The sequence below is a fragment of the Kitasatospora sp. NPDC056181 genome (assembly GCF_042266225.1).
GTDB lineage: Bacteria > Actinomycetota > Actinomycetes > Streptomycetales > Streptomycetaceae > Kitasatospora.
The window spans coordinates 25,482-47,207 of the sequence record NZ_JBHJUK010000061.1 but is presented as its reverse complement, the minus strand read 5'-3'; the positions used below and the strand labels follow the sequence as shown (position 1 = coordinate 47,207).

Sequence of the window (21,726 nt, the reverse complement as noted above, 5' to 3'; positions counted from 1 at the left end):
GTTCGGCGGGGGGGGCGGGGGGGGGTTAAACCCCCCGCCCCCAACCCCCGCCCCCCCCGGCGCCGCTGTCCAGCACATTCCGCAGAGCGGGCCGGAGCCGGGCCGAAGATCGCCCGAAACGGCCGCCGCACGGCGGGAATGTACCGGGAGTACGCCGCGAGTACCCCGGGCGCACGCCGGCAGTCGGCGCGAAGGCGCCCGAAGGCGGCGCCTCACCGACCGTGCGTGGCGAACTTCCGCACGGCGAGAGGTCCGCACACCGCCAGCAGCACCGCGCACCAGAGCAGTGTCGCGGGGACGGCGTGCTGCATCGGCCAGGGCCCGCCGGACGCCGACGGGTTGCCGAACAGTTCGCGGCAGGCCTGCACCGCGGCGCTGACCGGGTTCCAGTCCGCGATCACCCTGAGCCAGCCGGGCATGCCCCCGGTGGGCACGTACGCGTTGGTGACCATCGCCATCGGGAAGACCGCGACCGCGAGTTGGCCGGCCGCCTCCTCCTTGCCGACGGCCAACCCGAGGAAGGTGCCGACCCAGGTCATCACGAAGCGGAGCAGCAGCAACAGGCCGAACGCCTCCGCGGCGTCCGCGACTCCGCCCCGGATCCGCCAGCCGGCCGCCAGGCCGACGGCGGCCAGCAGCGCCAACACCACGATGCTGACCAGGAAGTCGGCGAGGGTCTGCCCGAGCAGCAGGCCGGTGCGCGAGACCGGCATCGAGCGGAGCCGGTCGGTGACCCCGCGCCCGACGTCGCGGGCGGCGCCGACCATGGTGGGCATGACGCCGTTGACGGCCACCATGGCGAACAGCCCGGGCATCAGGAACTCGCGGTAGTTCCCACCGCCCGGCACCTGCATGGCGCTGCCGAAGACGTACCCGAAGACCACCACCATGACCACCGGCACACCCAGCGAGGCGGCCAGCAGGCCGGGCGAGTGGCGGTAGTTGAGCAGGATCCGGAGCATCGAGGACCAGGTGTCGGAGACCAGCCGGCCCGGCACGGAGATCGTCCGCCCCGGCACGGGGCGCACGGGCGGAGCAGCGGACACGGCCATCAGGCGGCCCTCCCCAGGGAGTTGGAGTCGGCGGTGAGCGCGAGAAAGACGTCGTCCAGCGACGGCGGCCGCAGACCGACGTCCTGGGCGACCACCCCCACCGCGTCCAACTCCCGGACCAGGCGCGGCAGCAGCACCTCCACTCCGGGCCGGGTCACGACGGCGACGGTCCGCTCGTCGTGGTCGACCACGACGTCCCCGCTCTCCGCCAGTGCGGCCAGCACCACCGCGGCGGGGCCGAGTTGACCGGCCTCGGCGAGGGTGACCTCGATCCGGGTGCCGATCGCGGCCTTGAGCCGCTGTGGCGGGCCGGTCGCGATGGCGGCGCCGTGGTCGATCACCACGATGTCGTCGGCGAGCCGGTCGGCCTCCTCCAGGTACTGGGTGGTGAGCAGCACGGTGGTGCCGCCGTCGGCCAACTCCTTGACGGTGGACCAGATCTCCTGCCGGCTGCGCGGGTCGAGGCCGGTGGTCGGCTCGTCCAGGAAGAGCACCGGCGGGCTGGTGACCAGGCTGGCGACGAGGTCGAGGCGGCGGCGCATGCCGCCGGAGTAGGTGCGGACGAGGCGGTCGCCGGCCTCGGCCAGACCGAAGCGTTCGAGCAGCTCGCCGGCGCGGGCCCGGGCGGCCCGGGCGCCGAGGTGGTGCAGCCGGCCGATCAGGTCCAGGTTCTCGCGGCCGGTGATGCCCTCGTCCACGGCCGCGTGCTGCCCGGCCAGTCCGACGCTGCGCCGGACCGCCTCGGCCTCCCGCACCACGTCGTAGCCGGCGACGCGGGCGGTGCCGCGGTCGGGGGCGACCAGCGTGGCGAGGACGCGGACGGCGGTCGTCTTGCCGGCCCCGTTGGGGCCGAGCAGGCCGCAGACCGTGCCGGCGGGGACGGTGAGGTCGAGGCCGCGCAGGGCCTCGGTGGCGCCGGAACGAACTCCGAATCGTTTCGCCACGCCTGTCATCTCGACGGCGGGCCGGCTGGTCTTCGACATGGCTCTGCCCTTCAGCTAGGTACAGCGTACGTAGAAGCGCGTGCCCACGCATCGTACTACGTACGCCGTACGTATCTAAGATGGGTAACCGAGGTGATCTTCCGTGCCGTCCAGCAAGCCCCCCGCCGACTCCCCGTCGGCGCCCCCCGAACCGCCCGAGGCCCCCGAACTGATCTGGCTGCGTCCCGAACGCACCGGCCGCGGCCCCAAGCCCGCCCACAGCCGGGCCTCCATCGCCGCCGCGGCCATCACGATCGCCGACGCCGAGGGGCTGGACGCCGTCTCCATGCGCCGGGTCGCGGCGGCACTCGGGGCGGGGACGATGTCGCTCTACAACTACGTGCCGAAGAAGGAGCACCTGCTCGACCTGATGCTCGACGCGGTCGCCGGCGAGTACGACTACGACGACCTCGCCCCGGCCGGTGACTGCCGCGCGGACCTGCTCCGGCTCGGCCACGCGCAACTCGCGCTCATGCGGCGCCACCCCTGGCTGCCCGCCCTGCTGATCGCCCGTCCCGGCATCGGCCCGAACGCCCTGCGGTACACCGACCACTTCCTCGCCGTCACCGAACCGAGCGGCCTCGACGGCGGCACGCGCATGGAGGCGATGGCCCTGTTCAACGGCTTCGTCTGCCAGTACGCCCAGTACGAGCGGACCGGCGCGGCGGGTGCCAAGTGGCAGGCCGAGCTGGTCGGTTACCTCACCAGGGCCGCCATGAGCGGCGACTACCCCCACCTCTCGGCGGCCTTCGCCACCGCGGGCCCGCCGGCCGACCCGGACACGGCGTTCGACCGGTCACTGCACCGGGTGATCACGGCCGCACTGACCCCGGTGGAGCGCGGCTGAGCGGACGGGCCCACGCCGGAACGGCCGGGGGCCGGGGGCCGATGACGGGGCCGGGTGACGGGCTACGGGCTACGGGCTACGGACGGCTGTACACCGAGGCAGCCGTCCGCCGGAGCCCCAAGGGCCGTCTGCCGGGGCTACGGGCCGGGGCTACGGGCGGGCGGGACGCCGGCTGCCCGGGACCAGCAGCCAGAGCAGCCAGGCACCCGTCCCCAGGAGCAGCATGTTGAGCGCCATCTGCCCCGGCTCCTCGCTGAAGCCCAACTGGCCCGTGCCCAGCCACTGCGCAACGACGGCCTTGGTCACGAAGAACAGGCCCAGGTCGGCCGTCACGGCGACCGCCCAGACCACCGCGGGATGCCACCGGGGCCGGGGCACGGCGTGCACGAGGGAGAGCACGGCGGTCACCAGGAGGGCGTGCGGGACGAACCTGTCAGGGATGGTGCCCAGGTAGTTCCACGGCAGGGCGCTGCCGATCGCCCAGATCAGCCCCATGCAGCCGATGAACCGCACCAGGACCGCCCCGGCCGCGCTCGGGGCCGCCGGCGCGGAGGAGGACGCGCTGGCCCCCGAGGACGCAGTGGCCCCGGAGAACGCAGTGGCCCCCGAGGACACGGGCGGGAGGAGCGGCGGCGTCGGCCCGGCCTGCCCAGCCTGCCCGGCCTGCCCGGCCTGCCCGGCCTGCGGTGGCAGCCACGCCCCGGCGGACGCCGACTGGGGCGCTCCGGGCGACGGCTGCGGGGCCGTCAACGGCTGCGGCGGCCCGTACCACCCACCGCCCCCCGCCACGTCGGGAGCCGTCGGCGTCGCAACCGGCGCGACCTGCGCGACCTGCACGGCCGGCGCGGCCGCCCGCGCCACCGCTTCCAGAGCCGCCAACGTCTGCTCCGCCGAGGGCCGTTGCGCCGGGTCCTTGGCCAGCAGCGCGCCGAGCACCGGCGTCAGCGCGCCCGCCCTGACCGGCCGGCGCGGCTCCTTCGTCACGACGGCCACGCACAGCGCGCCGAAGGTGTCCCCGCTGAACGGCGTCTCGCCCTCGACCGCCGCGTACAGCGTCGCCCCGAGCGACCACAGGTCGTTGGCGGGCGCCGCGGGCTTCCCCTCCAGCTGCTCGGGGGCCATGTAGGCGGGCGTGCCGATGACCGCGCCGGTGCGGGTGAGGGCGGTGGTGGCGTCGGCCATGTGGGCGATGCCGAAATCGGTGAGGATCACCCGGTCGCCCATCAACAGGACGTTGTCCGGCTTGAGATCGCGATGGACGATGCCTGCCGCGTGGGCCTGCTGGAGCGCCTTGACCATCGCCGCGCCGATCTCGGCGACCCTCGCCGCCGGCAGCGCGCCGTCGCGGGCGATGGCGGCGGCCAGCGAGAGCCCGCTGACGTACTCCATCACGATGACCGGCGCACCCTCGTGCTCGACGACGTCGTGCACGGTGATGATCCCGGGGTGGTTCAGCCGCGCCGCGGCCCTGGCCTCGCGCAGGACGCGCTGGACGAGCTGCTCGCGTTCGGCCTCCGTGACGCCCTGGGGGAGCAGGACCTCCTTCACCGCGACGTCGCGGCCCAGGGTGGTGTCCAACCCGCGCCAGACCCGCCCCATGCCGCCCTGACCGATCAGCTCCTGGAGCTGGTACCGGCCCCCGACCACTGCCCCGTTCACCCCTGTCACGTGGCTCACCCTAGCGGCACGCCTCCCCGGCGTTGGCGGCACGTCGTCAAATCGTTTCCGCTCGGGGCCCGGCAGCCCGTACGGTGGCCCAGCCGACGATCTTGGCCGCCGGCGGCGTACCGGCGACCGCACACCCGAGACCGGACGCGTGGCCGACGACGGACACGTACCCGACCAGTGGCGCGTACCCGACGACCGGGCACGCTCCCACGACCGGGCACGCACCCGACGGCCGGCCTCGCACCCGGATGAACAGGACGGACACCATGCAGCAGCACCAGGGCCACGCCGACGAGGGCTTCGGCGCGGTCGCCGACGCGTTCGCGCGCAACTACGCGGACTTCCCCGAACTCGGCTCCGCCGTCACGGTCTTCGCCGGCGGCCGGAAGGTGCTCGAGCTGTGGGGCGGCGTCGCGGACGAGCGCACCGGGCGGCCGTGGGAGGCCGACACCGTCGTCCCCGTGTTCTCGTGCGCCAAGGGCCTCGTCGCCGTCTGCGCCCACCTCCTCGCCCAGCAGGGCCGTCTCGACCTCGACGCCCCGGTGGGCCGGTACTGGCCCGAGTTCGCGCAGCACGGCAAGGAGGAGATCACCTGCCGGATGGTGCTCGGCCACCGCGCCGGCATCCCGGCCCTGGACGCCGTACTGAGCTTCGAGGAGATCGCCGCCTGGACGCCGGTCGTCCGGGCGATCGAGGAGCAGAAGCCGCTCTGGGAGCCCGGGACCACCTACGAGTACCACGGTCATGTGCTCGGCTTCCTGGTCGGCGAGGTGATCCGCCGGATCACCGGCCTCACCCCCGGGGCGTTCTTCCAGCAGGAGATCGGCGACCCGCTCGGCCTGGACGCCTGGATCGGTCTGCCCGCCGCCGAACTCCACCGCCTGGCACGGCTGGTGGAGGCCGACGGCCGTCGTCCGATGCCGGGTCCGGAGCACCTGCTCACCCGGATCGTGACGATGAACGGCGCGCTGGTCTTCCCCGGCCTGGACGTGCCGCACGGCTGGAACGACCCCGAGCTGCACGCGATCGAGCTGCCCGGCGCGGGCGCCGTCGCCTCCGCGAGCGGCCTGGCCGGCCTGTACGCGGCCGCCGTCACCGGCATCGAGGGCGGTCGGGACGGAGGGCGCGAGCGGCTCCTCTCCCCCGCCACCGTGACCGACCTCGTGCGCGAAGTCTCCTCCGGCGCGGGCTTCCTGGGCTTCGACATGGGTGCCCGCTGGGGCTCGGGCGTGCTGCTGGAGTCACCGGCCTTCCGCCCGATGCTCGGCGCCCGCAGCTTCGGCAACGACGGCGCCGGCGGCCAGTTCGCCTTCGGCGACGACGAGTTCGGCATCGGCTTCGCGTACGTCGCCAACCGCATGATCGGCCACGGGGACGCTCGCGCCAACCGCCTGATCGACGCCGTCCGCAACTGCCTCGGCGGCTGAGCACCGGCCGGCCCCGCTCTCTCCGGTCACGCCCGGCACCACCCGAGACCGATCGGGTGGTGCCGGGCGTGCTGCGTCGCTCAGAACACGTACTCCCACCAGCCGAAAACCGTCACCCGCGCCTCCCCTCTCCCATTGACCCACGAAACAACCCCACAAGTGCACCAATCACCGGGCCACTCACGCGCCTAGGCTCATTCCCATGACAACCGTTCAGATCCCGCAGCGCATGAACTTCTCCGTCACCGCGCCCAAGGTGTTCCGCGCCGTCCTCGCCCTGGACGCCGCCGCCCGCGAGGGCCTGGACCCGGTTCTGGTCGAGCTGGTGCAGATCCGCGCCTCTCAGATCAACCGCTGCGCCTACTGCATCGACTACCACACCACCGACGCCCGGAAGGCGGGCGAGACCGAGGACCGCATCCACCAGCTCTCCGCCTGGGAGGAGTCGAGCCTCTACACCGCCGAGGAGCGCGCGGCCCTCGCGTTGACCGAGGCCGTGACCGTGCTGCCGCAGGGCGTCCCGGACGCGGTGTACGCGCAGGCGGCCGAGCACTTCGAGGAGAAGGAGCTGGCCCAGCTCATCGCACTGATCTTCACGGTCAACACCTGGAACCGGATGAACGTCTCCACCCGCAAGACGCCGGGCACGGCGTGACCGGGCCGGCCCCGGGAGGGCGGTGACCGCAACGGGCGGCCACCGCCCTCCGCCGTTCGGACTGCGACTCCGGACCGGAGGCCCCAACTGCCCGATCGGGCAACCTCGGACGCCCCCTCCGGCACTCGGCACCGTTGCCGTTGACACTCAAAGTTGGTCTAGTCCACCGTAGGGGAAAGCAAGGCCACCGGGGCGAGACGGCGACCGCTATCCCTCGCCGGGGTCGACTCAACCCGCCAGTCCGGAAGACAAGTTGCCCCCTCGCGCCCGCGCGGCCGTCCACCGGCCGCCTCCTCGGCGCGCCCCCGGACCGGCGAACGCATGTCCCTGACGACGACCGAGCGACGACCGAGCGACGGCCGAACGGCGACCGAGCGAACGACCGACCGACGACCGAACGGAGAACCGGCATGAGCAGAATCTGTCTGGCCCTGCCCACCAACCGGGCCTGTGCCGCCACCATTTCGGCGGTCGGCGAGGAAGCGGCCTACGCGGCCGAGCAGTTCGGCGTCGAGGTCCACCTGCTGATCCTGGACTCCTCCGACGAGCCGACGTTCGCCGTGCACGCCAAGGCCGCCGCCGCCCTGCCCGCCCTGCCGGGCGTCACCGTCCACCACCTCGACGAGACCCGCCAGCGCACCTTCCTCCGCGAGGTGATCCACCGCTCCCACACCCCCGAACCGGACACCCTGCTCGACCTCATGCTCCCCGACGCCGTCTCCTACGGCGCCTGCACCAACCGCGCGTTCCTGCTCGCCACCGCCCTCGGCTGCACCTCCGTCCACCGCCGGGACTCCGACAGCGCCTACCAACTCCACAACGGCGAACCGGTGTTCCCGATCCACCACGAACTGCTCTCACTCGGCAAACGAGCCTCCGACGCGGTGGCCGGAGTCACCCGGAGCACGCTGGAGCCGGCCGACGCCGAGAAGCCGGTCTCACTGGTCGGCGGCTCCTTCGTCGGCGAGCTCTCCGTGGACGTCGCCGAGATCAGGGAGTTGGACCCGGCGCTCTACTACGACGTGGTCAGCCTCTGGGCCCCGCCGATCTGGACGGACGAGCAGAAGAAGGAGCTGGTGGACGACTCCTTCACCGGCGGCGGCACCGAACCGTTCACCGCCGACGAGGCGGTCCTGGGCGCGCCCGACATCCACCGGGTGGACATGTGCAACGTCGGCCTCGACCACCAGGTCTACGAGCGCGTCCCGTTGCCGCCCGCCACCGACACCATCGGCAGCGACTACTTCCTCCTGCACGTCGTCCTCGACTCCACGCTCCCCGGCGTCGTCCACAACCGCAACATCGTCAACTACTACACGCCCGGCCGCCGTACCGGCCACGGCTTCACCGCCTACCAGGAGCGGTTCACCAAGTTCCTGCTGTCGATGCTCTACCTGCACCCCGTCTACGGCGAGATGATGGTGACCGGCGCCGCCCTGCTGGACGAGCAGCACCACGTCCGGGCAGACGTGATCCTCGACTCGGTACGCCGCAGCGCCGCGTGGGACCGCGCGGAGAACGTCCGCCGGCTGGACGTCCTCGACCGCAGCTACCGGCAACTCGGTGGCAAGTACGCCGAATTCGCTGAGCACCTGGCACCCCGGCGCGAACGACTGCTGGACGAGGCGCAGGCCGACGCCGAGTCCTTCGCCCGGCTGATCGAGGCCTGGGGCCCGCTGGTCGAGGCCGCGCGGCACGTCGGCATCCCGTCCGGAGGGTCCGAGTAGATGACCGACGACACCAGTCCGACCACCGACGACCCCCTGACCGGCGACACCAGCGCGACCGCCGGCACCAGCCCGACCACCGACGACCTCGCCTTCCGCCGGCTGGCCGACGCCGACTGGGAGGCCGTCGTGGCGCTGGAGTTCGCCGCCTACGCGGCGGACGACCTGTCCGAGGGCCGGGAGTCCCTCCAGGCCCGGGGCCGGTCCTCACCGGACACCTGCTTCGTGGTGGAGCTCCGGGGAGAGGTCATCGGCTACGTGCTGAGCCTGCCCTACCCGCTGTACGAGTGCCCGGACCTCGGCTCCGTGGAACCCGCCGCCCCGCCGGCCGACCCACCGTCCCGCAATCTCCACGTCCACGACCTGGTGATCGCCGAGGAGTGGCGCAGCAAGGACGTCGCGCTGCGGTTCATGCGCCACCTCAAGGCGTACGCCCGGGCACAGGGCTTCGAGCGGATCTCGATGGTGGCGGTCCGGCGCAGTGACATCCTGCTGGCCATGCTGGGCTACCGGACCCACCGCGAGGTCGTCGTCCCGGAGTGCTACGGCAGGCGTGCGGTCTACATGTCGCTGGCGATCTGAGGAGGCCCGGCGGGACCGACCGGCTGGCCGGGTCCGGGCCGGGCCGGGCCTGATCCGGGCCGGGTCCAGGCCGACTCCGGGCCTGATCCGGCCGGCGCCCCTCGGACCGGAGGCACTGTCGACCCCTCCGGCTTGACGGGGTACCGTCAGCAGGAAGGTCCCGTTCCGACGGAGAAGAGGCGGCGCATGCCCGACCTTCCACCGCGGCAGATGTTCGAGAAGGCCCGGGAGTTCGCCGGTCGCAACGACTGGGAGAAGGCGGTGGTCTGGTACCGCCGGGCCGCCGACGCAGGGATCACCGACGCGATGCTCGTCCTGGCGGCCCATCACGCGGTGCGCGACGAAATGCCGACGGCCCAGGACTGGTTGAGGAAGTACCTGGCCGTCGGCTACCGCGACCGGGAGCTCCTGGCCGGGTACCTCCGGGGTGCCATCGCCGCGCAGTTCATGTCCCGTCCGCACGACGCCCGGCGCTGGGAGATGCGGGTGCGCACCAGCCCCGGTTTTCCGGGGGCGGACGATCCGCTGCACGTCCGCCGGACCGCCGTGGCGGTGGTGTTCGCGTTGCTGGTCGAGGGGATCGATCCGCCCGGGGGGCCGAAGGCCGGCGGAGGCTCCACCGCGGCTTCGGGAGGCTGCCTGCTGGCCGTCCTCGCCACCGGCCTCCTGCCGGCGCTGTTCGCCGTCCTCCTGGTGACCCGCGCCGTCGCCTGACCCACGGCAACGCCTCCGCCTCCGCCTGGCCCACGGCATCGTCCGACCCGCGGCACCGTCCGACCCGTACCACCGTCTGGTCCGCACGCCCCGGGGGCGCGCACGCCTCCGTTCACGCCCCTCGCGCGCGCCTCACCCCAGGACGCGCGGCAGGGTCACCCGCACCCACTCCTCCGGCTGCGACAGATGCGGAGCGTGACCGGCACCATCGTACAGGTGCCGTTCCGCCTTCGGCAGCACGAGGTCGATCATGTCCAGCACCTCGCCGTACATCGGTGCACTGTCGTCGCTCTGGGTGAGGAGCGCGGGCTCGGAATAGTGGGCGAGGGCGGTGAGGTCGAGGTCCAGGGCGTCCGGGTCGCGCAGCTCGTCCAGGTACGTCGGCGCGTTGCGGATGTAGGTGTGCCGGATCGGCGCCGGCAGCTGCGCCCACGCCCCCGGCCCGAACGCGAGCGTCTCCACGAACAGCTCGGCCGCCGCGGCCGACTCCGCCTGCTCCAGCAGCTCCCGGACGGCGGCGATCCGCCCGGCGAAGGCCGTCCCGACGGGCCGCAGGTCGGGATCGGCCAGCAGCATTGACGTCCCCGGCGGCTCGTGCACGGCGAGACCGCGCAGCAGGTCCGGGCGGGCGGCGGCGAGCCGGAGCGTGATCAGCGAGCCGTACGACTCCCCGCAGACGAAGGCGGGGGCGAGGCCGAGCCCCTCGATCAGCCCGGCCAGGTCGGCCGCGTCCTCGTAGACCGAGCCCTGGGTGAGCAGGTCGTCGCTGCGGCTGTGCCCGCGCCGGTCGTACGCGACGACGGTCGCCTGCTCGGCCAGCCCGGGCACCACGCGCGCCCAGCTGTCGGCGTCGCTCCAGGACCCGTGGACCAGCACCACGCCCGGCCCTGACCCCCGGGCCTCGTAGTACAGCGACACCTCGTTCACCTGTATCTCGGCCATCGCGAGCCTCCCGACCGCGGTCGTGCTCCAAGCCCCCTCCCCACCAGCCTGACACAAGCTGACCGGCCCCGGTCAGATCAGCGGACCGAACACCCCGCGGTCCCAGTGCCCCAGCCAGGAGCCGGTGACGGAGGGCAACTCCTGCCCCGCGGTGGACTCGTCGTACGGCAGCACGGCCGTCGGCGCGAACCAGCCCTCGCCCGGGTCGATGCGCAGCCGCAGGACGTTCAGCGGGCGTCGGAGCGTGACGAAGAGGCGCAGGTCGGCGGTGCGGGGGTGGTGGTTCTCGTAGCGGTCGTGGACGGTCCGGCAGACCGACTTGATGTCGGTGTCGGAGAGCAGCAGGTAGCGGCTGCCGGGGCCCAGGTTGACGCAGAGGCGCCGGCGGGCGGTCTCCCGGGCGGCATAGGGGAGGTTCTGGTGGTTGTCGACGTGCAGGCCGGACAACAGGCCGGTGACCGGGTCGCGGTGGGTGACGAGCTGCCCCGGAACGTCGTACGCATCACCGAGGGTGACCGGGGTGGGGTCACCGAGGGTGTGTACGAGGGCGGTGAGGGTGTGGAGGTCGAAGACCGTGTCGGGCACGCGGAACAGCTCGATCAGCCCGCTGTCCCTGGTGAAGATGCTGGGCGCGAACCGCTCGGGGTAGCCGTCGGGGAGGGGCTTCCAGGCGCCGTCGGGGACGACGACCGTGGTGTCGTAGCCGGGTTCGAGGGTGAGGCGGCGGGCGGCGGCGATCTCGCAGCGCTCGTGGACGGCGGCGGGGTCGCGGAAGGCGATGGCGGCGGGGTGCATGGGCTCTGCTCCTTCGGGTCGGACGGGTTGGGGGCCGGGTGACCTTCGACTGTGTGCGTGATCGCGCCCGGCAGCGGATTCTTCAACCGGCCAGCAACGGAGGCTGGTTGGCGACATCCAGGAGGACACGCACCCAGACACGCTTGCCGGCGCCGCGGCGGGTGATCACCCCGAAGTCGAAGGCGAGGTCGCGGACGAGTTCGATCCCGCGGCCACCTTCGTTGAAGCGGCGCGGACGGCGCTCCTGGAGCGGGAGGTCGAAGCGGGAGTCCCAGACTTCGAGTCGGCAGTCGCCGCCGAACTCCTGTAGGTAGAGCCGGACTTCACCCTGCCCCTGACAGGCGTGGACGACGGCGTTGGTCACGAGTTCGGAGGTGATGAGGACGAGGTCGTCGACGCGTTCGCCCGCCCAGCCCCAGGAGTTGAGTTGGTCGCGGATGTGGCGGCGGGCCGTGCGGACCGAGCTGGAGTGCTCGGTGAGGATCGCCTCCCAGGTGCGGAGGACGGGTGTGCGGAAGGTGGACATGGTTCACCCCTTCGCAGCTCGACGCCCTGTCAGGAGCGTGTCTGTGCGGTCACGTTGAGTGTGGGGCAAGGGAAATCGAATTTGCAACCCGAACGGCTGCAAGAGAAAAACAAGTTATTTGATCTTGGTGTAGCTTGAGCCCCCTAGCCTGCCTGGAGAGACTGGTCGCCTACGCCCATAGGGAGGGACAGCTGTTGACCATGGACAGGTCCACACTCCGACGGATCCGACTCGGGGAGGAGTTGCGCGCCTGGCGCGTGGAGAACAACAAGACCCAGATCGACATGACGGCGGGCCTGAAGGGCTGGAACCCGGGCCGCCTGAGCAAGGTCGAACACGGAAAGGTACCGGTCAGCGCCGCCGACCTCGCACGACTACTCGATCACTGCGGTATGAGCGAAGCAGACCGAGGCGAGATCGAGGACCTGATCGGTGACGGCCCCGACAGGAACTGGTGGCAGGACCACGAGTTCGCGGACACCATCAGCGCCGCATTCGGTGAGTTCTTGGGCCTCGAAGCCGCCGCAACTCACATGCTCGACTACTACCTCTCCGCGTTTCCTGGGCTGCTTCAAACCCCAGACTATGCACGCGAGGTGATCGCAGCAGGCCTGGACGGTCTCAGCGAGGATCAAAACGAGGCTGCAGCGGAAATCCGGGTGCTGCGGCAACGAAGGCTCACAGAGGAGCCCCGCCTCAACCTGGAGATGTACTTCGGCGAGGTCGCGCTGCTGGTCGCAGGCGACCTGGACGTTCTCGCGGAGCAAATCCGGCATGTCATCAAGGTGTCCGAGTACCCCAACGTGACACTCCGAATGGTCCCGCTGAGTGCAGGCCGACCCGGAATTCTCTCCTCGGGCCTTACCCTACTGCGGTTCCCGGATGAGCCCGACGGCGGCTTCGTCTTCACAGAAGCCGTCGGCGGTATGCTCCCGCGTAGATCAGGACGGGACGTTCGGCGAGCTGAGCGTGCATTTGCGCGGCTGAAGCGGTGCGCACTGTCACCGAAGGACACAATCACTGCCCTTGAACGTAAGTTGGAAGAGATCACGTGAGCGAGAAGCACAACCCCTACGACCACAACCCTGCCGACGCCGACTGGACCAAGTCCCCATTCTCGGGTGACTCCAACGGCAACTGCGTGATCATCGCCCGCTTCGACAACGGCGACGTCTGGCTCGGCGACGACAAGGACCTCTCCCGCCCCCACCTCGCCTTCGACCGGGCCGAGTGGGCCGCCTTCGTGAAGGCCATCGAGTCCCACTCCCCCAACTTCACCGCCTGACCGCCGCGATGGCCCTGCCCGGCTTGCCCGGGCAGGGCCTACAGCGGCAGGTCGCCCGGCAGGTGCCGCGTGTCGTTGAAGACGACCACACCTCCCCAGACTGCCCCGTCGTTCGGGAAGTGCCGGAAGGCCGGCGTGCCCGACAACGGCCCGGACCACCGCCCTGAGCGGAGCCACGCAAATTCACATGACAGCTGCGACCGGCTCCGCGACCATGGACCGATGACCACGGAACCGGACCTTCTCGTCCTGAGCGTCGTCTGCCACCCGCCCGGCGAGGGCGGCATAGAGGTCCGCCCGATCGTCAACGGCCGGGATCTCCTGGCCGACCTGTCCCCCCGCGGCGGGGAAGGAGGCCCCCGGTACGACGGATCAGGCCCCCGGAATCTGTTGCGCCGGAACGGGCCGTTGCATGCCACTGTGACGCCCCAGGAGGTCCTGCTCGGTGGAGCCGGGTGCGGCCTGGAGAGGTGCTGCGGTGGTCTGTACGTCACGGTCAGGCGTGACGGGGACCATGTCGTCTGGGCGGGCTGGCGGGACCCGACCAATGAGGACCTCGACCTGCCGGAGTTCCGGTTCGCCGCAGCCCAGTACGAGGCCGAGGTCCTGCGGGCCGGGGAGGACCGCGATTGGGAGTGGCCGGCACGAGCGGTTGCGCGGCTGCTTGAGGACGGACTGAGGGAGCGCGGGGACTGGCTGGTCAGGTGGGAGTGCGAGTTGGAGGCCGTCTGGGCCTCCCGCGAGGAACCCGACCGGATCCACCTCGTTCTGAGGTACCCCGCTGACCGGGCCGATACGGATCTGCCCCAGATCCAGTTCGGGACAACCCTCCCGGTCTCCGCGGACGACCCGTCGGACCAGGCCGAACACCTTGAAGCGTGGCTGACCGCAGGCGATCCCCGGGCCACCGCCGAGGTCTGGGGAGGTTGGCAGACCGAGCAACTGGGCTACCCGTGGCCGACCGACCCGCTGTACATGGGAACGGACAGGCCCGTCCCGCCCTTGGGCACCCGCTCGCAACCGCCGTCCCCCTGAGAAACGGGCTTCGGCTCAGGCGGCCGACGAGGCTCTGCCACGGCGCCTCGTCCTGGCGTTCTCCCTGCCCAGCCCCCTTCGGTCCTCCGAGGAGATGGACGAACAAGCCCGGAGCAGGCCGGGCCGGGCCGATCGGACAACGGTCCGTCAGGTCCGGGGACGGCCGGTCACGTTCCTGACGCCGCCAGGAACCTCAGCACCGCGAGGACGCGGCGGTGGTCCGCGTCGGCGGTGGGGAGGTCGAGTTTGGCGAAGATGTTGTTGATGTGCTTGGCCACCGCGCTCTCGCTGACCACCAGTGCCTGCGCGATGCCGGCGTTGGAGCGGCCCTCGGCCATGATGCCGAGGACGTCGCGTTCGCGCGGGGTGAGCCGTTTCAGTGGGTCCAGGTCGCGGCGCAGCAGGAGTTGTGAGACGACCTGCGGATCGAGTGCCGTGCCGCCTTCCGCCACCCGCCGCACCGCCGCCACGAACTCCGCGACATCGGCGACGCGCTGCTTGAGCAGGTAGCCGACGCCGCCGGCGTTGGTCGAGAGCAGCTCGGCCGCGTACCGCTCCTCCACGTACTGCGACAGCAGCACCACCGCCGTCCCCGGCCAGCGCCGACGGATCTCCACCGCGGCGCGCACCCCCTCGTCGGTGAAGCCCGGCGGCATCCGGACGTCGACCAGCGCGAGTTCGGGCCGGTGCTCCGCCACTGCCGCCAACAGTGCCTCGCCGTCCCCGACTTCGGTGGCGACCTCGAACCCGCCCATCTCCAGCACCTTGACCAGGCCGACCCGCAACAGCACCGAGTCCTCGGCGATCACCGCTCGCACGGCAACTCCGCAGCCACTGTGGTCGGTCCGCCGACGGGACTGCTGACCTGCAGGGTGCCGTCGATGGAGCCGACCCGCTTGGCCAGCCCGCTCAGTCCCGTGCCGGCGCGGGCGTCGGCCCCGCCCAGCCCGTCGTCGGTGATGTTCACCCGCAGCACCTTACCGACCCGCCGGACGGTCACTTCGGCACGCGTCGCGCGGGCGTGCTTGGTCACGTTGGTCAGCGCCTCCGAGATCACGAAGTACGCGACCGACTCCACGGCGGGCGCCGCCCGCTCCGCCAGATCGACCCGCAGGCGCACCGGGAGGGGCGCCCGGGCGGCCAGTCCGGACAGCGCCGCGTCCAGGCCCCGGTCTTCGAGCACGGCCGGATGCAAGCCCCGTACCAGGTCGTTGAGTTCCTCGATCGCCTGCTTGGCCTCCAGGTGTGCCCCGGCGAGCGCTTCGCGGGCTCCGGCCGGCAGGTCGGGCTGGGTGGCCATCGCCAGGCCCAGGTTGACCGCGAGCGAGACCAACCGCTGCTGGGTGCCGTCGTGCAGATCGCGCTCGATGCGGCGACGCTCGGCGTCGACGGCTTCGATCAGGCCAGTGCGGCTCTGGTCCAACTCGTCTACCCGCTCGCGGAGTTGCTGGGCCGGGCTGGGGCCGAGCAGAGCCGTCGCCACACGCGACTCGCCGCGGGCCGCCGCCCCCGCCGCCCACGGTACGGCGCAGAGCAGGACGAGTCCGCCCAGCGTGTAGCACGGCAGTTGCGTCGTGTTGCCGAACCACTCCTCGCGCACCTCCACCGGCAGCGCCCACGCCCAGGCGGAGCAGGTGGCGCCCGCCAGGCCCACGGGCAGCGCCATGAGCACCAGCAGTTCCGACACCGCCAGGACCGGGCCCAGCAGGAGGTGGTAGCCGAGCTGCCCCCAGGTGCGCGGCGCGCGGAGCCAACGGGCGGCCGCCGCCCACCACCACTGCTTCCCCGGCGCGGGCGTCGGCCGGGGGAGGTACACGCCGAGGAGCACCCGGTGCCGGGCCCGCTGAACAGCCGTCAGCACCGGCACACCGAGCAGGATCACGGCGACCGAGGTGGGCAGCGCGAGCGGCCAGTTCCCGGCCTCGACAGCGGTCGCCACGCCCCAGCTCCACACCGGGATCAGCGCCAGGTGCGGCAGGACACCGGCAGCCAGGAAACCGGCGTCCCGCCGCGCCCGAAGGACCGAGCGCCACAGCCCGGGAGGAATCATCACGGCTCGAACCTAGAGCACCCCGACCAGTGCGTGCCATGCGCCCAGGACCCGGTCCGATGGTGAAACCAGTACCACCGAGGAGGGCTCGGGTCCGGCGGGCCCGGGGGCGTACTTCTCCCCCTGACGCCGCGCGTCCACCCGGACCCCGAAGGCGCCTTCGGCCTTCACCGCTTGGTATGCGGCGGGGGGTCCAAGGCGCCTTGTCGCACGGTCGTCGGGAGCGCGTCGTCAGCCGAGCTGCCCGGTCGGCCGCATGGTGATGTGGTTGATGTCCACGCCCGCGGGCTGGTTGACGGCGAAGACGATCGTGTCCGCGATCTGCTCGGCGGTCATCGCCGGCGCCGCCTCGGGGGTGCCGCCGCGCTCGTCCCAGAACGGGGTGTCCACCACCCCGGGGGCGACGAGGGTCACGCCGACTCCGTCCTTGCCGACCAGCAGCCGGGTGTTCTCGGCCAGCGCGTGCGCGGCCCACTTGGTGACCGAGTACAGGTTGCCAGGCGTGTTGCGCAGCCCGGCGACCGAACCGATGATCACGATCCGGCCCTTGGACTCCCTGAGGTGCGGCAGGGTCTCCCGCACCAGCAGGGCCGGGCCCAGGACGTTGGTGAGGACCATGGCGCGCATGTCCTCGGGGGCGTGGCTCTCCAGGTTGCCGGGCAGTGAGAAACCGGCGTTGGCGATGACGTTGTCCAGTCGGCCCCACGCGTCCACCACGCGGCGCACGGCGGAGGCGACGTCGTGCGCTTCGCTGGTGTCGCCCGTGATCGTCAGCAGCCGCTCGCCCGCTCCGGCCGAAGCGGCGAAGGCGGCCAGCTTGTCTGCGTCACGTCCGGTGACGGCCACGCGGTGGCCCTGCTTGAGCAGGTCGCGGGCGGTGGCGGCGCCGATTCCGGTCGAGCCACCGGTGATCAGCGTGACGGGTTCCATGGGACGGCCTCCTCGGCGATATGGGTCATCGGGGCTCCGCCAGGGTCCCGGATGCCGGTGAACGCGAGGTGGCGCGTGAGGTCGGCCGACTCCAGGTCACCGGTTCCCCGAAACACTGCACTATACCCAGCGATCTTTCCGCCGAGCCGGTACGCCATCGCTGACCGGCCACGATGCCGTACGAAGTGGCCGAACCCGCCCTGCCGGCACCCACGTTGGGCCCTGCGCGGCGGCGCGCAGCGCCCGGGCTGCGCTCACGCTCCTGGTCCGGCCGGCATGACGGAGAGGAGTGCGGGAGGAACCAGCGATTGGCTGTGGTCACGTCTCGCGTGTTCTTCGCGGAGTTTCGAGGCGCCGTTCCCTCATCTGGCCCGTGTCTTGGTGGAGTTGGTGGATTGGGCTGCGGCTGGGGTTGTCACGTCACAGATGGGGCGGCAGTGGGGCGCCTTCCGCCTGCCGCGCTGGGCGCCGTCGTCTCCCCGCCTGATCACTGGGCTTCGGCGCGGAGTTGACTGCGAGTGCGCATCAGGATCCGGCCGAGCATGTTCTTGCCGGTACCGGTCCTGCCGCGGCCCCAGTAGTGGTCGGTGGTGGTGTCCTCGACGATCTCCTCGTCGGCAGTGGACAACAGGATCTCCCGGATGTCCGCATGCGCTCGGAACTTGGTCGCCACGGCACGGCGCATCACGTCATCCTTGACCCGGTCCCAGTCCCGTCGCAGTGGCTTGGACGGGTCACGGCCCAACTCCGCTGCACGCAGCGGCGTGCGGGCCCGACGGATGAGATCGGCATGGCGGGTGCCGACGAACTTCTGGGCCTGGAAGTAGTGCTCCGAGGTCGGCCACGAGTGTCCGTCGAGGTCCAGGCTGTGCACGGAGAAGTTGGAGAAGCAGCCGTAGGGGACTTCGTCAGCACCGTAGAAGTAGATCGTCATCCGAGCCTCGTGGCCAGTTGCGGGGCCCCCACGATCCCAGCCGCTGGTCCGCGCTCGCAACCGGTATCGGTCGCCCGCTCCCCGGACTTCACCGTCGAAGGCCACGCCGCACGCCGTCGTCCCGCCGCCTGGTCGCTTCAGCTCGGACCGTCGGATTGCCGCACCGCGGGCAGGGACTTACAACGGCAACTCGCCCGGCAGGTGCCGCGTGTCGTTGAAGACGACCACCGACGACGGCCGGCCCGGTGCGTAGCGGACGACCGTCAGGGCCGCGTTGGCGTGGTTCAGCCCGAGCCACCGCCACTTCGGCGCGTCCAGGGCCTCCCGGACCAGCCACCCCACCAGGAAGTTGTGCGTCACGACCAGCTCGTGCCGCTCCTCCTCCCCCGTCACCGGCCCGGTGAACTCCTCCACCGCCCGCCGCGCCAACCCGGGCCCCCGCCGCCGTTCCTCCGGCGTCGCCTGCTCCAGGAACCGCACCAGGTGGTCGGCGCAGTCCGCCGGCAACTCGGCCCGCTCCGGCACGTACGGCACGTAGTCCCCGGCCACCTCCGTCTCCCGCAGCACCGCGCCGCCGCCCAGCTGCTCCCCCACCAGGCGCGCGGTCTCCGCGGCCCGCGCCAACGGCCCGTGGTGCACCACCGAGATCGGCCGCCCCCTCAACCGCCGGCCCAGCAGCACCGCCTGCCGCCGCCCGTTCTGGCTCAACCCGCTCTCGTCCGCCAACGCCTCCCCGTGCCGCACCAGATACAGGTAACGCGTCGCCGCCCCCGTCATCCCGGATCTCCCTCGCGATCTCGCACACGCCGTCCAGGGATCCGACGCCGGCCATTCTCGCCCGGTTCCGGCCATAGACCTCGCAAGCCCCTCGCCGAGGCGTCGGCAGCGACGAAGGGACCCGTCCCGCCACCGGAAGGAGGCCCCGGATGTCGCAGAGCCTCAATTCCGCCGGGAAGTAGCAAGAGGTCCGCCGCTCCCAGGGGCGAAGCGCCGAGCGGTCAGCGGCATCAGCCCTGCTGATGCGCAGTGAAGCAGACCGCGTTGGACGTGATCGCGGACACGGCTTCAGGATGGCCGAATGACCGTTACCTCTGCTGCCGCCTCCTTCGCCGTCGTGGCGGGCATGCTGACCGTCATGCCGGGACTGGACACGGCTCTGGTGCTGCGCTCCGCGATCACCCTGGGCAGGCGCCGGGCCTTCGCGACGGCGCTGGGGATCCTCTGCGGCGTGCTCGTGTGGGGCATTGCCGCCGCGGTCGGTGCCGCGGCGGTGCTCACGGCATCCCATCTGCTGTACGACGCGCTGCGCGTGGCCGGTGCGGGGTACCTGGCCTGGCTGGGGATCGGCATGCTTCGCCGGACGCTCAAGGAGCGCGGCCGGCCCACCTCGGGGGATGCGGCGGACGGAGCGGGGGCCACGACCGCGGAGGCGACGTGGGCACGGTCCTGGGCGCGCGGGCTGGGCACCAGCCTGCTGAACCCGAAGAACGGCGTCTTCTACATGGCGATGCTGCCCCAGTTCATCCCCAGCGGCACCTCGCATCTGCTGATGGGGGTCGTCCTGGCGGCCGTGCACGACCTGGAGGGGCTGGTCTGGTTCAGCGCGCTGATCCTCGGCACCCAGCTCGTCCGCCGGTGGCTGAACCGCGGCTCGGTGCAGCGGGCCATCGACGCGATCACCGGCTCGGTCCTCGTCGGCTTCGGCGTCAAGCTGGCACTCGGGGAGAACTGACCGCCGGGACCGACCGGCAGGGACGGCGAGATGTCGACCAGGAGCACATCGGGCCGGGTCCTGCTCTCCCGGTTGCGGGACGAGCACATGCAGGCACCGTTCGCTCAACATCCAACCGGCGGCCATCGTCGCCGCGTCACCGGCATCACCGCCTGACCCCGGAGCGCCGTCGGGCCTCCGCCGATCCGGCGGAGGCCCGAATGAGTCGACACGTCCTCGCGGCGTGCGGTGTCCCGCGTGCGGCGTGCAGTGTGCGGCGTGCACTGTGCGGTGTCCCGCGTGCGGCGTCCGGCGTTCAGTGTGCCCGGCGATCCGCCCGCTCCGCCTACCGCAGGGCGGCAAGGTACGCGAGCACCTCGTCGCGGGCGGCCGCCGGGGCGGTGAGGGCGATGTGGTTGTCCGGGCGGACGAGGACGAGGGCGTCGCCGGTGATTCCGTAGGCGTCGCGGGCGGCGTCGTCGGGGTCGTCGAGGAGGACCGGCCGGACGTGGCCGGGCAGGTCGGCGAGGGCGGGGCGGGTACTCGGACCGAAGCCGAGCAGGGTGAAGTGGTCACCGGCGAACTGCCCGAAGAGGCTGGACGGTTCGCCGTCGGGGCCGGAGCAGACGGCGTCCGGCGCCCGGTCGCCGGCCTGGAGCGGGCCACCGAGGCGGTCGGTGGCGAGGCGGCTCCACCGGTAGCCGAGCGAGAGGCCGGTGACGTCGGCCACCCGGCCGGCTTCGACGCCGACGCCGGGGGTGCTGATGCCCTCGGTGACGGCGGCCATCCCGGCGGTGCTGACGTCGAGGGTCCAGGCGGCGATCGGCAGCCGCTCCTCCTGGTAGGTGTCCAGCAGGGCCGGTCCCGCCAGGCCGCGCAGCACGTGCCCCAGCTTCCAGGCGAGGTTCCAGGCGTCCTGGATGCCGGTGTTCATGCCGAGCCCGCCCGCCGTGGGGTGGACGTGGGCGCAGTCGCCGGCCAGGAAGACCCGCCCCTGGCGGTAGCTCTCGGCCATCCGGACGTTGACCCGCCAGGTGGACAGCCACGTGGCGTTGGTGAGCTTGAGGTCCTCGCGGCCGGTGTGCCGTGCGGCCAGCCGCTGGAAGCTCTCCAGCGACGGGGCCACCGCCCGGCCGTCGGCGTCCCTCTCGGGGCTGGCCTGCAGCTGCCAGCGGCGGCTGCCCTCGAACGGGCAGAGCATGAACACGCCCTCCGGCCCGAACCACTGGTGCCAGGCGCCCGGCTCCAGGCCCTCGACCTCGACGTCGCCGCAGACCATCATCGGCTCCGGGTCACCGTCGCCGACGAACGGGATCCCCAGCAGCTTGCGCACGGTGGAGCGGCCGCCGTCGCACGCGACCAGGTACTCGGCGGAGATCCGCCCGCCGTCCGCGAGGCGCACCTCCACCCCGTCACCGTCCTGCGTGAAGTCCGCGAGCTCGGTGGCGAGTTCGACCGCCACCCCGTACTCGGCGAGCTTCTCGCGCAGCAGCCGCTCCACCCGCGTCTGCGGCAGCCACAGGCTCGCCGGGTACGGGGCGACATCGCTGGGGCGGACGCCGGCGAACGGCTCGCTCTCCTTGACGAACTCGCCCTCGAAGTACTTGCGGAACGGCAGGTGGGTGCGGCCCTCGGCTGCCAGCCGCTCGCCCAGGCCGAGGTCCGCGAGCACCTCCAGGCTGCGCGGATTGAGGGTCTTGCCGCGCGAGCCGGTGTGGAAGGCCGCCGCCTTCTCGATCACCCGGACCGCCACGCCCTGTCGCGCCAGTCCGCACGCCAGGGTCAGTCCGGTCGGCCCCGCCCCCACGATCACCACGGTCGTCATGTCCGTCCGCCCCTTCCGGTTGTCGATGCACACCATGA

General features: G+C 72.0%; 22 protein-coding genes. 10 read left to right on the top strand and 12 right to left on the bottom strand.

Features of this window, described 5'->3' with window-relative positions; translation table 11 throughout:
- Positions 1–212: 212 nt before the first annotated feature.
- Positions 213–1,052, bottom strand: coding sequence for an ABC transporter permease (locus ACFC1F_RS23020; protein WP_376160821.1), 840 nt, complete (start codon positions 1,050–1,052; stop codon positions 213–215).
- Positions 1,052–2,035 carry an ATP-binding cassette domain-containing protein gene (locus ACFC1F_RS23015; protein ID WP_376160819.1) on the bottom strand — a complete coding sequence of 328 codons (984 nt, stop codon included), beginning with the start codon at positions 2,033–2,035 and terminating at the stop codon, positions 1,052–1,054. Before ACFC1F_RS23015 ends, ACFC1F_RS23020 begins: the two co-directional genes overlap by 1 nt.
- Before the next feature lie 103 nt (positions 2,036–2,138).
- Between ACFC1F_RS23015 and ACFC1F_RS23010 the strand changes: the two genes are divergently transcribed.
- Positions 2,139–2,882 carry a TetR/AcrR family transcriptional regulator gene (locus ACFC1F_RS23010; protein ID WP_376160817.1) on the top strand — a complete coding sequence of 248 codons (744 nt, stop codon included), beginning with the start codon at positions 2,139–2,141 and terminating at the stop codon, positions 2,880–2,882.
- A gap of 150 nt (positions 2,883–3,032) precedes the next feature.
- Here the strand turns inward: ACFC1F_RS23010 and ACFC1F_RS23005 are convergent, their stop codons facing one another.
- The gene (locus ACFC1F_RS23005; RefSeq protein WP_376160815.1) at positions 3,033–4,550 is read right to left on the bottom strand and encodes a serine/threonine-protein kinase; all 1,518 of its coding nucleotides are present in this window, start codon (positions 4,548–4,550) and stop codon (positions 3,033–3,035) included.
- A 266-nt stretch (positions 4,551–4,816) separates the two neighbouring features.
- Here ACFC1F_RS23005 and ACFC1F_RS23000 point away from each other — a divergent pair, with 266 nt between their 5' ends.
- The 5 genes from ACFC1F_RS23000 to ACFC1F_RS22980 all read left to right on the top strand — a co-directional run bounded on the left by ACFC1F_RS23000 (position 4,817) and on the right by ACFC1F_RS22980 (position 9,655).
- Positions 4,817–5,977 carry a serine hydrolase domain-containing protein gene (locus ACFC1F_RS23000; protein ID WP_376160813.1) on the top strand — a complete coding sequence of 387 codons (1,161 nt, stop codon included), beginning with the start codon at positions 4,817–4,819 and terminating at the stop codon, positions 5,975–5,977.
- A gap of 202 nt (positions 5,978–6,179) precedes the next feature.
- Positions 6,180–6,632 (top strand): carboxymuconolactone decarboxylase family protein, encoded by a 453-nt coding sequence (locus tag ACFC1F_RS22995; protein WP_376160811.1) that lies wholly within the window; start codon positions 6,180–6,182, stop codon positions 6,630–6,632.
- Between the two features lie 410 nt (positions 6,633–7,042).
- Positions 7,043–8,359, top strand: coding sequence for a DUF6271 family protein (locus ACFC1F_RS22990; RefSeq protein ID WP_376160809.1), 1,317 nt, complete (start codon positions 7,043–7,045; stop codon positions 8,357–8,359).
- Positions 8,360–8,941 carry a GNAT family N-acetyltransferase gene (locus ACFC1F_RS22985; protein WP_376160807.1) on the top strand — a complete coding sequence of 194 codons (582 nt, stop codon included), beginning with the start codon at positions 8,360–8,362 and terminating at the stop codon, positions 8,939–8,941.
- Between the two features lie 186 nt (positions 8,942–9,127).
- Positions 9,128–9,655, top strand: a complete 528-nt coding sequence (locus ACFC1F_RS22980; RefSeq protein WP_376160805.1) for a hypothetical protein — start codon at positions 9,128–9,130, stop codon at positions 9,653–9,655.
- A gap of 132 nt (positions 9,656–9,787) precedes the next feature.
- Here ACFC1F_RS22980 and ACFC1F_RS22975 read toward each other — a convergent pair whose 3' ends face one another.
- The 3 genes from ACFC1F_RS22975 to ACFC1F_RS22965 all read right to left on the bottom strand — a co-directional run bounded on the left by ACFC1F_RS22975 (position 9,788) and on the right by ACFC1F_RS22965 (position 11,918).
- Complete coding sequence (locus tag ACFC1F_RS22975; protein ID WP_376160803.1) at positions 9,788–10,597, bottom strand: alpha/beta fold hydrolase; 810 nt, start codon at positions 10,595–10,597, stop codon at positions 9,788–9,790.
- A 72-nt stretch (positions 10,598–10,669) separates the two neighbouring features.
- On the bottom strand, positions 10,670–11,392 hold the full coding sequence (locus tag ACFC1F_RS22970) for a hypothetical protein (RefSeq protein ID WP_376160802.1): 723 nt from the start codon (positions 11,390–11,392) through the stop codon (positions 10,670–10,672).
- An 82-nt stretch (positions 11,393–11,474) separates the two neighbouring features.
- Positions 11,475–11,918, bottom strand: a complete 444-nt coding sequence (locus ACFC1F_RS22965; RefSeq protein ID WP_376160800.1) for an ATP-binding protein — start codon at positions 11,916–11,918, stop codon at positions 11,475–11,477.
- Positions 11,919–12,052: 134 nt separating this feature from the next.
- Here ACFC1F_RS22965 and ACFC1F_RS22960 point away from each other — a divergent pair, with 134 nt between their 5' ends.
- The 3 genes from ACFC1F_RS22960 (at position 12,053) to ACFC1F_RS22950 (ending at position 14,238) form a co-directional block, all read left to right on the top strand.
- A complete protein-coding gene (locus ACFC1F_RS22960; RefSeq protein WP_376160798.1) occupies positions 12,053–12,973 on the top strand; it encodes a helix-turn-helix domain-containing protein in 921 nt (306 codons plus the stop codon).
- Positions 12,970–13,203: a DUF397 domain-containing protein gene (locus ACFC1F_RS22955; RefSeq protein WP_376160796.1), complete on the top strand. Its 234-nt coding sequence runs from the start codon at positions 12,970–12,972 to the stop codon at positions 13,201–13,203. The genes ACFC1F_RS22960 and ACFC1F_RS22955 overlap by 4 nt, the downstream gene beginning before the upstream one ends.
- A gap of 222 nt (positions 13,204–13,425) precedes the next feature.
- Positions 13,426–14,238 (top strand): hypothetical protein, encoded by an 813-nt coding sequence (locus ACFC1F_RS22950; RefSeq protein ID WP_376160794.1) that lies wholly within the window; start codon positions 13,426–13,428, stop codon positions 14,236–14,238.
- 167 nt (positions 14,239–14,405) lie between these two features.
- Here ACFC1F_RS22950 and ACFC1F_RS22945 read toward each other — a convergent pair whose 3' ends face one another.
- The 5 genes from ACFC1F_RS22945 to ACFC1F_RS22925 all read right to left on the bottom strand — a co-directional run bounded on the left by ACFC1F_RS22945 (position 14,406) and on the right by ACFC1F_RS22925 (position 18,929).
- Complete coding sequence (locus tag ACFC1F_RS22945; RefSeq protein WP_376160792.1) at positions 14,406–15,056, bottom strand: response regulator; 651 nt, start codon at positions 15,054–15,056, stop codon at positions 14,406–14,408.
- Entirely contained in the window at positions 15,044–16,288 is a 1,245-nt protein-coding gene (locus tag ACFC1F_RS22940; protein ID WP_376160827.1) for a histidine kinase, read from the bottom strand. Before ACFC1F_RS22940 ends, ACFC1F_RS22945 begins: the two co-directional genes overlap by 13 nt.
- Before the next feature lie 231 nt (positions 16,289–16,519).
- Positions 16,520–17,218 (bottom strand): SDR family oxidoreductase, encoded by a 699-nt coding sequence (locus ACFC1F_RS22935; RefSeq protein WP_376160790.1) that lies wholly within the window; start codon positions 17,216–17,218, stop codon positions 16,520–16,522.
- A 487-nt stretch (positions 17,219–17,705) separates the two neighbouring features.
- Positions 17,706–18,152 (bottom strand): NADAR family protein, encoded by a 447-nt coding sequence (locus ACFC1F_RS22930; RefSeq protein ID WP_376160788.1) that lies wholly within the window; start codon positions 18,150–18,152, stop codon positions 17,706–17,708.
- Between the two features lie 177 nt (positions 18,153–18,329).
- On the bottom strand, positions 18,330–18,929 hold the full coding sequence (locus ACFC1F_RS22925; protein ID WP_376160786.1) for a histidine phosphatase family protein: 600 nt from the start codon (positions 18,927–18,929) through the stop codon (positions 18,330–18,332).
- Positions 18,930–19,230: 301 nt separating this feature from the next.
- Here ACFC1F_RS22925 and ACFC1F_RS22920 point away from each other — a divergent pair, with 301 nt between their 5' ends.
- A complete protein-coding gene (locus ACFC1F_RS22920; protein ID WP_376160784.1) occupies positions 19,231–19,884 on the top strand; it encodes a LysE family translocator in 654 nt (217 codons plus the stop codon).
- A 325-nt stretch (positions 19,885–20,209) separates the two neighbouring features.
- On the opposite strand, the gene ACFC1F_RS22915 is transcribed toward ACFC1F_RS22920, so the two are convergent.
- Positions 20,210–21,688, bottom strand: a complete 1,479-nt coding sequence (locus ACFC1F_RS22915; protein ID WP_376160782.1) for an FAD-dependent monooxygenase — start codon at positions 21,686–21,688, stop codon at positions 20,210–20,212.
- Positions 21,689–21,726 lie beyond the last annotated feature (38 nt).